This is a genomic window from Algibacter agarivorans (assembly GCF_039543245.1).
GTDB lineage: Bacteria > Bacteroidota > Bacteroidia > Flavobacteriales > Flavobacteriaceae > Algibacter_G > Algibacter_G agarivorans.
This window is the reverse complement of record NZ_BAABJJ010000037.1, coordinates 88,722-102,175: the sequence shown is the minus strand read 5'-3', so window position 1 is coordinate 102,175 and position 13,454 is coordinate 88,722. Positions and strand designations below refer to the sequence as shown.

11 protein-coding genes are annotated in these 13,454 nt (G+C 34.7%); 10 read left to right on the top strand and 1 reads right to left on the bottom strand.

Going from position 1 to position 13,454, the window contains the following annotated elements:
* Nucleotides 1–3: 3 nt before the first annotated feature.
* A complete protein-coding gene (locus ABD935_RS13140; RefSeq protein WP_345192624.1) occupies nucleotides 4–1,521 on the bottom strand; it encodes a PIN domain-containing protein in 1,518 nt (505 codons plus the stop codon).
* A 510-nt stretch (nucleotides 1,522–2,031) separates the two neighbouring features.
* Between ABD935_RS13140 and ABD935_RS13135 the strand changes: the two genes are divergently transcribed.
* From ABD935_RS13135 to ABD935_RS13090, 10 genes are all read left to right on the top strand, one after another.
* The gene (locus ABD935_RS13135; protein ID WP_345192622.1) at nucleotides 2,032–3,426 is read left to right on the top strand and encodes a CmpA/NrtA family ABC transporter substrate-binding protein; all 1,395 of its coding nucleotides are present in this window, start codon (nucleotides 2,032–2,034) and stop codon (nucleotides 3,424–3,426) included.
* Nucleotides 3,427–3,510: 84 nt separating this feature from the next.
* Nucleotides 3,511–4,617 carry an ABC transporter permease gene (locus ABD935_RS13130; protein WP_345192620.1) on the top strand — a complete coding sequence of 369 codons (1,107 nt, stop codon included), beginning with the start codon at nucleotides 3,511–3,513 and terminating at the stop codon, nucleotides 4,615–4,617.
* A gap of 282 nt (nucleotides 4,618–4,899) precedes the next feature.
* Entirely contained in the window at nucleotides 4,900–5,748 is an 849-nt protein-coding gene (locus ABD935_RS13125; protein WP_345192618.1) for an ABC transporter ATP-binding protein, read from the top strand.
* A gap of 8 nt (nucleotides 5,749–5,756) precedes the next feature.
* Nucleotides 5,757–6,587 carry an ABC transporter ATP-binding protein gene (locus ABD935_RS13120; protein ID WP_345192616.1) on the top strand — a complete coding sequence of 277 codons (831 nt, stop codon included), beginning with the start codon at nucleotides 5,757–5,759 and terminating at the stop codon, nucleotides 6,585–6,587.
* A gap of 151 nt (nucleotides 6,588–6,738) precedes the next feature.
* Nucleotides 6,739–7,974 (top strand): alginate export family protein, encoded by a 1,236-nt coding sequence (locus ABD935_RS13115; RefSeq protein ID WP_345192614.1) that lies wholly within the window; start codon nucleotides 6,739–6,741, stop codon nucleotides 7,972–7,974.
* A 210-nt stretch (nucleotides 7,975–8,184) separates the two neighbouring features.
* Entirely contained in the window at nucleotides 8,185–9,720 is a 1,536-nt protein-coding gene (locus tag ABD935_RS13110; protein WP_345192612.1) for a YifB family Mg chelatase-like AAA ATPase, read from the top strand.
* A 290-nt stretch (nucleotides 9,721–10,010) separates the two neighbouring features.
* The gene (locus ABD935_RS13105; RefSeq protein ID WP_345192611.1) at nucleotides 10,011–11,120 is read left to right on the top strand and encodes a DUF2891 domain-containing protein; all 1,110 of its coding nucleotides are present in this window, start codon (nucleotides 10,011–10,013) and stop codon (nucleotides 11,118–11,120) included.
* Nucleotides 11,121–11,133: 13 nt separating this feature from the next.
* Nucleotides 11,134–11,874, top strand: a complete 741-nt coding sequence (pxpA, locus tag ABD935_RS13100; protein ID WP_345192609.1) for a 5-oxoprolinase subunit PxpA — start codon at nucleotides 11,134–11,136, stop codon at nucleotides 11,872–11,874.
* Between the two features lie 6 nt (nucleotides 11,875–11,880).
* A complete protein-coding gene (pxpB, locus tag ABD935_RS13095) occupies nucleotides 11,881–12,612 on the top strand; it encodes a 5-oxoprolinase subunit PxpB (RefSeq protein WP_345192607.1) in 732 nt (243 codons plus the stop codon).
* Nucleotides 12,605–13,453, top strand: coding sequence for a 5-oxoprolinase subunit C family protein (locus tag ABD935_RS13090; protein ID WP_345192605.1), 849 nt, complete (start codon nucleotides 12,605–12,607; stop codon nucleotides 13,451–13,453). The genes pxpB and ABD935_RS13090 overlap by 8 nt, the downstream gene beginning before the upstream one ends.
* The last annotated feature ends 1 nt before the right edge of the window (nucleotide 13,454 follow it).

Here is a 13,454-nt window from a genome sequence, read left to right as displayed (position 1 = left end):
ATCTTATTTTCGTTGGTAAGCAAATTTAACTAATTTATTGAACTGATTATTGTCTATTTCTATAAATCCACGAGGCATATTCATTATGTCAGGAATTACACCGATTTTATTTAAATCATTTAGTGTAGGCTTTGGTGTTGGAAAAGAGTGAGCGTATAGAAATTTTATAACAAAAGGTTTATATTTTTTCTTGTTCCACCAATTCTTTTCAAGTTCTTCTTTTTTTATCATAGTTCGTCTGTAACAAGCTTTGTAAAATTCGTCAAACGACTTAATATCTTTAATTACTTGCTCTACAATGCAAATTGAAGTTACGGTACTTGAATATTTTTTCGGTTTGGTTTCTCCCATTCTATAAATGATAATAATATCTCCAGGTTGAAGATGTCTGTCAAATGAATGTGAGATATATACTTTTCCTATTCTATTTCTATGAGGTTCGTTCTCTGTGTATTTTGATTTATCTTCTCTAGTATTAATACTGTCAGGAAATAATTCCGTGTGGTATTGTGGTTCGATTTTGATGATGTATTTTCTAGTTTTTCTAGAGAAAAAAGGAAAAGAGAGTTTAGGTTTATTAATGTCAATTGGCAAAGCTTTTCCAAAAGGTCTCGTTAAAACAATTTCATCTCCGTTTTTGGTCGATTTTATTCCGTGTTCTACAAAACCCCAACCTTTAAGCATATCTATTAATTGTCCTTGCTCTGGTCTTTTATCAAATACAGTAACATATATTTCATCAACTTTATATTGAATTGCGTTATCAAATACAATTTTTAAGAATCTTTCCCCAATTTTATATCCATTACTAATTACTTTTAGGGTTCCAATTTTTAGTCTTTTTTTCTTTTCGAATATTGGTTTTATTTCAGAGTAATTTTCCGTTTTTTCTTCAACTTTTATGTAAAGAAATGCTGTTAGGCAATTGTCGCTGTAGCATACATAACAAACCTTGTCGAATTTTGATTTAAACCAATTATCAAATTCATTATAGTCTTCTCGGAAACTATCAAAAAAGTTATCATTAATGTCAACTTCTGCAAAGTCAGCTTTTTTAACTGCAAGGATATTGTATTGAACTAATTCAGGGTTTTCAGATGTGACTTTTTCGAGAAATGATTGAATTTTAAATACTTTGTCCGAAAGTCCAAGTTTAGAGGCTTTAGTGTGTATTTTTTTGTCTTGTGTAATTAATAAATCTATTCGGCCTTCATAGATTTCGTTTAATAGATGAGTGTCATTAATATCATTATCATTTACATCAAATTCATCACTTACACTTTGTGTGTTTTCCGAAAAAGGAAGTTGATGTTTAATTTTATTATAACTATCTAATTTTATTGAAAAAGTGGCAACTACTTGTTTATTTTGATAAGAATCAATTTCAGAAATTGTAATTGGATGAATATATTTTTCGTAATGTAACTTATCTATCCAATTAAATAGTTGTCCAATGTCGTGCTCTACAACTCTGTTCGCTTCTCTGTGAATAATTATGTTAGTATCTAAAAGTACTTTCATTCAATGATTGTTCTTGGATTTATTCACATTATTGCCAACAGTTCTCTAATAAAAACTATTTTAATGTTTTTTATCAAGAATTAAACGAAGAACGATATTTTTTCTTACAATGCCAAGGAAAAGCACTTCATTATCTAGAGTTAATGTATTTCCTAAAACACATTATTAGGTATTCAATTTCAAAAATTAGATTAAAAAATTATATGCTACGTAGGCTTACTTAATTGTAAGTATAGGTTTTAATGTTTTGAAATTTAGTTGATTGGAATTTAAACCTGTTTTTTGGCAGGTTTTTTCATGTTTTAAAAAGAGGTTTTAACATGGGTATAACCATAAAATAGAAGTTAGTCTACGTATATATTTGCACCGAATAAGTATTAATACTTAGATTAATTTAAAAACATAAAAATGAAACCGACTGGATTAAAAGAATCTTTTAAACATAGTTTAAAAATGAGATTAATCCACAAAGGTTACATAAGACAATTAAAAATCAATAAAAACAAACTTATGAAATCTCTACTAAAACGTACAACTTGGATTTTACCCGTAGCAGCCTTACTGCTTGCTTGCGGTGGTAAAGAGAAGAAAACAACCTTAGCTGAAAACACAGCAACGGCAACTACAAAAACAAAAACATTAGACATTGAAAAGCCACAATTAACATTTGGTTTTATCAAATTAACAGATATGGCACCTTTAGCCATTGCTAAAGAAAAAGGTTTCTTCGAAGATGAAGGATTATTTGTGTCTGTTGAAGCACAATCAAATTGGAAAAACGTATTAGATCGTGTCATTGATGGTCAGTTAGATGGTTCGCATATGTTAGCGGGTCAGCCTATTGCTGCAGGTGCAGGGTTTGGACGTCAAGCAAAATTAGTAACAGCATTTTCAATGGATTTAAATGGTAACGGAATTACTGTTTCAAACGATGTTTGGTCTAAAATGAAACCAAATGTACCAAAAGGAGCGGATGGAAAACCAGTTCATCCCATTAAAGCAGAAGCTTTAAAGCCGGTAATTGATGAATACAAAACAAACGGTAAAGCTTTTAAAATGGGTATGGTATTCCCAGTGTCTACACATAACTACGAAATTAGATATTGGTTAGCAGCAGCAGGCATCCACCCAGGCATGTACACAGCAGATAACGTACAAGGACAAATTGATGCAGAGGTTTTATTATCTGTAACGCCTCCGCCACAAATGCCAGCTACTCTTGAAGCAGGAACAATTTATGGCTATTGTGTTGGCGAACCTTGGAATCAACAAGCGGTATTTAAAGGTATTGGTGTGCCAGTTGTAACAAATTATGATATCTGGAAAAACAACCCAGAAAAAGTATTTGTAATGACCGAGAAGTTTGTTGAAGACTATCCTAACACGGCCATTGCTGTAACTAAAGCATTAATTAGAGCAGGGAAGTGGTTAGATGAACCAGCAAACAGGCCAGAAGCTGTAAAAATATTATCAATGTCTCAATATGTTGGTGCGCCAGAGGCTGTATTAGCTAATTCAATGACGGGTACTTTTGAATTTGAAAAAGGAGACAAACGTGATATGCCAGATTTTAATGTATTCTATAAGTATAATGCAACATATCCTTTCTATTCTGATGGTATTTGGTTCTTAACGCAAATGCGTAGATGGGGACAAATTCCAGAGGCTAAACCAGCAGATTGGTATGCAAATACGATTAAAGATATATACAGACCAGGTATCTGGACAAAAGCAGCAAAACTTTTAGTTGAAGAAGGACATATTCCTGCAGTAGATATCCCAACAACAGATGGATACAAACCAGTAACAGCTGATTTTATAGATGGAACATCTTACGATGCTAAAGATCCAATTGCATACATAAACAGTTTTAAAATTGGTAACAAGGATAAGGCTGTACAGTAGAAAACAAGGTTTTCGTCATGCTGAACTTGTTTCAGCATGACGAACATCAATATTAAGTAAGAGTAACACTAAAACAAAGCACTGATGAAGCAAAGTTTAACATTAGGAAAAGTAACCAAATTTATGGGCTTAGGTTTTTTTAGCACATTAAAAGACCTATTTACTGGGAAGCTAGAAAAGGAAGATTTTAAAAATTTCCTACGTAAAGTTGTCGTACCGCTTGCTTCCATATTACTATTTATTGGACTGTGGCACTCGGGCGCAAAGTCTTTATATAACATAGAAGCAGAATTTAAAATAGAAAAAGCACTTAACGATCAAGGGCTAGAAGCTGCCGATGCATTACGTGCATGTATGGCTTCGGGAGAGTCTAGTTGTCAACCAAATACATTGCCATCACCTATTCAGGTTTGGGGATCTTATAAATCCTTACTAAGAGACCATAACATTATTAGCGCTGATAAAGCGGCATTTATAGAAAAAACAGCTGCTTTAAATGAAAAGCGGGTTGCAGATGGTTTGGACGCAATTACCTATACAGGACGACCATCATTTGTTGATCAAATATTTAGAAGTTTAAAAACAGTTTTTGCTGGATTTTTATTGGCCTTATTTATTGCTGTACCACTTGGAATATTTATAGGGTTAAGCCCAACTATAAAAAGTTCGTTTAACTGGTTTATTCAAATTTTTAAACCTGTATCTCCCGTAGTTTGGTATTTACTGGTTTTTATGATTGTTAAAACATTGCTTATAGATTCTAATGAAGATAGCTCGTTTACTATTTCATTTATTAGTGTTGGTTTATGTTCTATGTGGGCAACCTTGGTAAATACGGCAATGGGTGTTTCTAGTGTGGATAAAGACTATATCAACGTTGCAAAAGTATTAAAATTAGGGCCTTTTCAAAAAATATTTAAAGTGGTGTTGCCATCATCTTTACCATTAATATTTACAGGTTTGAAAATTACTTTATCTGTTGCGTGGATGGTTTTAATTGCCATTGAATTATTAGCACAGAGTCCTGGTTTAGGATTGTTTGTTTGGGAGGAATTCCAAAATGGTGCAAACGACTCGAATGCAAAAATAATTGTTGCCATGTTTGTTATTGGTATTATAGGGTTTTTATTAGACCGATTAATGTTAACGATACAAAACTGGGTGTCTTTTGATAAAACAGACGCGATTTAAAAAAGACGGAAGACGGTTGACGGAAGACGGAAGTTTGGCTTGTTCTCTGATAAAAGAATAAACCATATGAGTGAGAGTTCCCCTCCTTTGGAGGGGCTAGGGGTGGGTTTAAATTAAAGAAGTTAGAAGATAGTTTTCTGACTGCTTACTGAAAACTGACACCTGCGGACTAACCCGCGTTAGGGATTGCAGAGGAAAGCCCACAGCCCGACGTAGGAGGTGCGAGGACTTGGAACGGAAAGCCCGACCCTTGTGGTAACGCCCAAATAAAAAACAGAAAAAATGGCATACTTAGAATTAAATAATATTTATAAGTCTTACGGACAAGGCGAGAACGAAACGGAAGTGCTTTCGAACATTAATTTGTCGATTGAGGAAGGTGAGTTTGTTGCGATTGTTGGTTTTACTGGGAGTGGAAAAACGACTTTGGTTAATTTGATTAATGGTTTGATCGAGCCAACCAAAGGGGAGGTTTTGTTTAAAGGAGAACCTATACAAGGGACAAGTCATGAGCGTGGTGTGATTTTTCAGAATTACTCCTTGTTACCATGGTTAACGGTAGGACAAAATGTATATATGGCCGTTAAAGAAGCGTTTCCTAAGAAAAGTAAAAAGGAGTTAAACGATATTGTTGCGGATTACGTGGATATGGTGAGTTTAACACCAGCGATTAGTAAACGTCCGAATGAATTATCTGGTGGGATGAGACAGCGTGTTGCGGTTGCCAGAGCTTTAGCCATGAAACCAGAGATGATCATTATGGATGAACCTCTTGGTGCGTTGGATGCGCTAACTCGCGGAAATCTTCAAGATGAAATTTTGAACATCTGGGGGAAAGATAAGCGTACAGCTTTATTAATTACCAACGATGTAGACGAAGGGATTTATATGGCAGATCGTATTATTCCGTTACGTCCAGGACCAAATGCAACTTTGGGACCTGAGTTTAAAATTGATATTGACCGCCCTCGTGATAAGACTGAGATGAATGATAATGCTAATTTCAAGGAAACAAGAAATGCGATTATTGAATACTTGATGGATATAGGGGATGAGAGAAAATCGGAAGCAAATGAAGAATTTGTGCTGCCGGAATTGAGTCCGAAAGATTTTGTGAATCAGTTTAAATAAGGAATAATATGAGTACTATAATAGAAAATAAAACAACAAGTAGTTTTACTGATAATGGTCTTTTTCCTTCGAATGAAGTGATGTTGGATTTGAAAAACCTTAAGAAAGTATATCCAACACCAAAAGGAGATTACATAGTTCTGGAAGATTTAAATCTTCAAATACGAAAAGAGGAATTTGTGACCATTATTGGGCATTCCGGTTGTGGTAAAACGACCATGCTTTCAATGATTGCAGGATTAAATCCTATTTCAGGAGGAAATATTGCGGTTTTAGGAAAACATATTAAAGGCCCAGGCCCAGATAGGGGCGTTATTTTTCAATCACCAAGTTTAATGCCTTGGATGACTTCGTTACAGAATGTATTATTAGGTGTCAATCAGGTTTTTCCTCATGCAACAAAAGCACAACGCAATGATATTGCGAAATATTACTTGCAAAAAGTAGGTTTGGAAGATGCTTTTAATAAAAAAGCAAGTGATTTATCTCAAGGGATGCAACAACGTGTTGGGATTGCTAGAGCATTCGCTATAAAACCTAAGGTATTATTGTTGGATGAACCTTTCGGTATGTTAGATTCTTTAACAAGAGGCGAACTTCAAGATATACTTATAGAAATCTGGAATAAAGAAAAAATTACAGCGGTGATGATTACCCACGATGTCGATGAGGCTATCTTTTTAGCAGACAGAGTAGTGATGATGACTAGCGGGCCTAAAGCTAAAATAGGTGATATTTTAGATATTGATTTTGAAAGACCAAGAACTCGTAAATCAGTATTAGAACACGATGATTATTACAAATACCGAAAGCATTTAATAGACTTTCTAGAACATTAATTGAAGAAAATAATAAGTTGCAAAAGTAATTTAGACATTGGTAAACATGAGATATGTCATAATTAAGACTTTTATATCTTTTTATATTTGCGACGATTTAAATAAAAAAAAACAATAACTCAAAACAATCAGAAATTAAAAACAAGTAACAATGAAAAAACAATACGTAATTTTAGGATTATTGCTAGCGTGCATGCAATTTGCACAAGCGCAATTTACATTAGAAGGAGAATTTAGACCGCGTTCAGAATACTTCGGTAACGGTGGTAATTTCACAGGAGGAAGTTTTCCTGCACAAACCGCTACGGATGCTGATGAAGGTTTTATCAGAACAACAGTAAGAGCAGCAATTAAAGCGAAATATAAAGCCGAAACTTACACGGTATTTACTAGCTTTCAAGAAGTATTTGCATTTGGAGATAGAACACAAATTGCTACTAATGGCAATGGTAATTTTAGAGTTCAAGAAGCTTGGGCTGATTTAAAATTAGGTGCTAATTCAAGTTTGAAACTTGGTCGCCAGCCATTATCTTATGATGACCAAAGAATTCTTGGTGGACTAGGATGGGCGCAACAAGCAAGAACGCATGATGCTGCAGTTTACAAATTCAGTAAAAACGGATATAATTTAGACATTGGTGGTGCTTTGAATACAACAATGGATGAAATTTATAATAACTCAACACTATTTTCTTATAGAGATATGGCATTCGTAAGAGCGAATAAAAAATCTGGCGATTTTAATATATCTTTCTTAGGGTTAGTAAATACGTTTCAAAATTCTACTGTAGATGGCGCAAACAAGTCTAGTTTAATTACAGCTGGTTTACATGCCGATTATAAATTAGGTGATTTATCATTAACCTCAAACTTATTCATCCAAGATGGAGAAAGAATTGGAGGAGCAGATGTTAAAGGTGCTTTTTTAGCGAGTTTAGGTGGTACTTATAAGGTGGATGATAAAAACTCTCTTGGTTTAACATATGAAGTGATTTCAGGAAGAAACAGTGAATCGGCAGCATTCTTTCCACTATACGGGACAAACCATGCGTTTAATGGTTTAATCGATAGATTCTATGTTGGTAATCACGCAAATGCTGGCGGTTTAAAAGACTTACAGTTAACATACAAAACTAAAATTTCTGGAGTTGCCGTAACAGTAGCAGGACACTACTTTACTGAGCATTCTGATTTCAATGCCTTTGATAGTAAAGATTTAGGCACAGAAATAGACTTGATTTTGGCTAAAAAATTCAAAGAATTTAAGTTAGTAGGAGGTTATTCTCACTTCTTCGAGCCTGGAGATATATCAGATATACCGGGGGTAAAAGCTACTCAAAACTGGGCATGGGCTATGATAATTATCCAGCCTAAGTTTATCAATTAAAATATAAAAATTTTTCATCAGTGAATTGGATATAATTTTCATAATTTAAAGTGTTAATTAGTTTGATAGTCCAATTTATGAATCCCGCTTCGGCGGGATTTTTTTTATAGAATATTTTGAGAATTATAGAATTAGTAATTTGTTAAATGTTTTTACTGCTTTCATCAAAATTAAATTACATTTCTTACATTTAAGCGATAAATAAAAAATATGCTTAAAAAAGTTTTTGCAAGTGCCGTATTTGGTGTAGAAGCTTCAACAGTAGTAGTTGAGGTAAATGTAGATAAGGGGGTGGGTTATCACTTGGTTGGTTTGCCTGATAATGCCATTAAAGAGAGTAATTTTAGAATTGCGGCCGCACTTCAAAATAATGGATACAGAATTCCAGGAAAAAAGATTATTATTAATATGTCGCCTGCTGACTTACGAAAAGAGGGTTCTGCATATGATCTGACATTAGCTGTTGGTATTTTAGCATCAACAGACCAAATTAAAGCCGAAGATTTAGATAAATATGTAATAATGGGCGAGCTTTCTTTAGATGGCAGTTTGCAACCCATAAAAGGCGCTTTACCAATTGCCGTTAAAGCTAGGGAGGAAGGTTTTAAAGGGTTTATTCTTCCTTCGCAAAATGCAAAAGAAGCCGCCATAGTTGATAATCTTGAAGTTTATGGTGTAGATAATATTGAGCAAGTCATTAACTATTTTGATAAAGGAGAACCTTTAGAGCAAACCATAATTAATACACGGGAAGAGTTTGAAAAGAATCTAAACTTCCCTGAGTTTGATTTTTCAGATGTTAAAGGACAGGAAGGTATTAAACGTTGTATGGAAATAGCAGCAGCTGGTGGGCACAATATTATTTTAATAGGACCTCCAGGAGCTGGAAAAACAATGCTTGCAAAACGATTGCCCAGTATTTTACCGCCCATGACGCTTCATGAAGCTTTAGAAACAACTAAAATACATTCTGTAGTTGGGCGTGTAAAAGATACCGGGTTGATGGCGCAACGTCCGTTTAGAAGTCCACACCATACCATTTCAAACGTGGCATTAGTCGGCGGTGGTAGTTACCCGCAACCCGGAGAAATTTCCATGTCCCACAATGGTGTTTTGTTTTTGGATGAATTACCCGAATTTAAGCGTGAAGTATTGGAGGTTATGCGTCAGCCGTTAGAAGATAGAGAGGTTACAATTTCCAGAGCCAAGTTTACGGTAACGTATCCATCATCGTTTATGTTGGTGGCGAGTATGAACCCGAGCCCGAGTGGTTATTTTAATGATCCAGATTCCCCTGTAACATCAAGTCCTGCTGAAATGCAACGGTATTTAAGTAAAGTTTCTGGCCCATTGTTGGATAGAATTGATATTCATATTGAAGTAACACCCGTACCTTTTGAAAAATTATCGGATAATAGAAAAGGGGAGACCTCTGTAGAAATTAGAAAACGTGTTACTAAAGCCAGGCAAATTCAAACGCAACGTTTTGATGATTCTGATAAAGTGCATTATAATGCCCAAATGAATGTTAAGCAAATTAGAAAACATTGTGTTTTAGATGAAGAATCCATGCAACTTTTGAAGACCGCCATGGAACGTTTGAATTTATCGGCTCGTGCTTACGACAGGATTTTGAAAGTATCAAGAACGATTGCTGATTTGGAAGGTGTTGAGGATGTAAATGGTTCGCATATCAGTGAAGCTATTCAATATAGAAGTTTGGATAGAGAGGGCTGGTTGGGCTAATTCCTGCGGAGGCAGGAATCTGTATAATAATTAAGAAACCATCTTTGACGCCGCTACCGCACGAATCGCCGCTACCGCACGAATCCTTTCGTGTGGTATCTATTCATCAAATCTATAATGTAAACTATAAAAAAACATGTATGAGTAGGAACTATAAATTTCATAATCCCGCTCCGCAAAGTCTCCCGACTTTGAGTATAAGCAAGAAACCATAAACGTATAAACATACTACCTTTAACCATTTCCATAAAACACTTTTTCTTTTATAGATTTAATACTAAATTTATAACATGAAAAACACACGCATTCTACTGCTTTCACTTCTCATTTTTAACTGCAACCATTCCGAAAATAAAAAAGAAACAGAGCCCATACCAGAAGTCAAACAAGAGGTAACTCCAGTTTTAAACTTAAAACAAGCAAACACCTTGGCTGATTTACCACTGCACTGCATAAACACGGAATACCCAAACCGTTTATCGCAGACTTTGGGAGGCGATGAAGATTTAAAACCCCCAACCCAATTGCACCCCGCATTTTATGGTTGTTTCGATTGGCATTCGGCAGTACACGGGCATTGGAGTTTGGTGAGTTTACTAAAATCATTTCCAGATATTCATAATGCAGAAGCTATTAAACAAAAATTGCTTAATAATATTTCAAAGGAAAATATAGATGCTGAGGTTCAATACTTCTATGGAAAACACAACAAATCTTACGAACGCACCTATGGTTGGGCGTGGCTATTAAAACTAGCTGAGACAATACATACTTGGGATGATGAAACCGCACGACAATTAGAAACAAATCTGCAACCGTTAACCGATTTGATTATTGAAAAATACATGGAGTTTCTGCCCAAATTAAATTATCCGCTTCGTGTGGGAACGCACGCTAATACGGCTTTCGGATTATCGTTTGCCTATGATTATGCAGAAACTATAAACCATGACCCATTAAAATCTGCAATTAAAGACCGTGCTATGTTTTTCTATCTAAAAGACGAAAATTGCCCGATGTCTTGGGAACCGAGCGGAAGTGATTTTTTATCGCCCTGTTTAGAGGAGGCTGCACTAATGAAACGTTTATTGCCAATTGGGGAATTCAAACCTTGGTTAGAAGCTTTCTTACCGCAGTTAAAAGATAAAAACTTCAAATTAGAAGTTGGTGTGGTATCCGATAGAACCGATGGGCATTTAGTGCATTTAGATGGTGTCAATTTTTCAAGAGCATGGAGTTTAAATAAAATTGTTGATGGATTGCCAGAATATGCTCACTTAAAAAACATTGCAAATCAACATATAAACTACTCTTTACCGAGTATTGTTGGCGATAGTTATGAAGGTGGACATTGGTTAGGAAGTTTTGCTATTTATGCTTTAAATTCTACCGTAGAATAGCTAAATTAGTTAGGTGGAAAATCGAATTATAGATATTAACGTTGATACAGGCGAGGGGGTAGGTAATGAATCTCAACTCATGCCTTATATTTCGTCGTGCAATATAGCTTGTGGTGGCCATGCAGGAGATTCTGAAACCATGCAACATGTGGTTAAACTCGCAAAACAGCATAGTGTTAAGATAGGTGCCCATCCGTCGTTTCCAGATAAAGCAAATTTTGGGCGACAGGTTATGGATATGCCTTGTGTTGTACTCTATACGTCAATAAAAAATCAAATTAAAGATTTAATAACGATTCTAGATGAAGAGCATGTTGCCCTTCACCATATAAAACCTCATGGTGCTTTGTATAATTTGGCCGCAGTTGATGAAAAAGCGGCTAACGTTATTGTTGAGGTCGTAAAAGCTTTAGCACTGCCTTTAAAATTGTATGTGCCTTTTAATTCTGTTATTGCAGATGTTGCTGTTCAGAATAATATACAAATTATGTATGAAGCCTTTGCGGATAGAAACTATAATGACGATTTAACTTTGGTTTCAAGAAATGAAGACAACGCCATAATTCATGATGCAGAAGCCGTGTTTAATCATGTTTATAGTATGATTATAGATAAAAAAGTCAAGACTATTTCAGGTGAATTAATAACGCTTAAAGCGGAAACGTTTTGCGTTCATGGCGATCATCCCGATGCTGTGAATGTAATCACTAATTTAGTCAGTCGTTTAAAAAATAAAGGTATTAAAATCAGATAAGTATCAATGGCTTTTTTGCTTACATATAAACGCTTCGGAGAACGCTCAATTTTGGTGGAATGGCCAGCTAAGATTGATAGCGAAATTTTAGAAGATATTCTTTGTCTTAAAGAAAAAATATTAAATAATAGTGTTAAAGAGTTGGTTGAAGTAAAAACTGCATATAATTCATTATTAATTATATATAAAGAATTTATAGAAAGTGAAAGTACTGAAATTAGTTATATAGATAAAATCTATAGTTTAAATGAGTTTGCAATAACTTCGAACAAAATTTTATGGAAAATCCCAGTATGTTATGATGTTAGTTTTGGGATAGATTTAGAGATGATTTCAGAAGAAAAAAACATGTTGAAAGCAGACATTATTACATGTCATTCTAAATCACTTTACACGATTTATTTTATTGGTTTTTTACCCGGATTTTTATATTTAGGAGGTTTAGATGAAACATTATTTACGCCAAGAAAAGCAACACCAAGATTAAAAATTGAAAAAGGAGCGGTTGCCATAGGCGGGAATCAAACCGGAATATACCCTCAAGAAAGTCCAGGAGGCTGGAACGTAATTGGGAATTCACCAATTAATTTTTTTGATAGTTCAAAAAAGAAACCGTGTTTTGCTAAAGCAGGAGATCAACTTCAGTTTTATCCCATATCGTTAAAAGAACACCAACATATTAAAACATTGGTGGATGCTAATGTGTATCAATTAGAAAGCGAGGTCCTGAATGGTTAAAGTTCTAAAATCTGGTTTTTATTCGAGCATCCAAGATTTTGGACGCATAGGTTTTCAAGATTATGGTGTGCCGTATTCTGGGGTTATGGATAGATATGCAGCATCAATGGTTAATGCGTTGCTTGGTAATAATGAAAATGAAGCTGTAATTGAAATGACCATGACAGGGGTAACTTTGCAATTTGATTGCGAGACACTAATTTGTTTGTCTGGAGCATATATGAGTCCGAAGTTGAATGATTTGCTAATCCAAAATAATAAGGTTACAAAGGTTAATAAAAATGATGTGTTATCATTTGGGAAATTAGAATCAGGGTTTCGCTGTTACCTAGCCATATTAGGAGGTTTTGAAACTGAAATGATAATGAACAGCAGGAGTATGTATAAGGGTATTACACCTAAATATTATCTGCAAAAAGGGGGTAAATTATCTGTGAAGCGGTGTTCTTTTAGTAAAACGAAACATCACGCTAGACTTAAAATTGATAATTCTTATTTAAAAGCATCGATTATACACGTTTTTAAAGGGCCGGAATTCGATTTACTTTCAGGTGAGCAACAAGAAAGATTACTTTCAAATACATTTACTATTTCTAAGGAAAACAATAGAATGGCATATCAATTAAAAGAGCCTTTAGGAAACAATTTAGATGCCATTATAACATCTGCGGTACTTCCGGGAACAGTTCAGTTAACGCCTTCTGGAAAATTGATTATTTTAATGCGAGATTGTCAGACAACAGGTGGTTATCCTAGAGTATTGCAGCTAAAGGAGTCAGCCATTGATGTGTTGGCTCAGAAGTTTACAGATAATACAATTACATTTAGTCTTAATTCTTAAT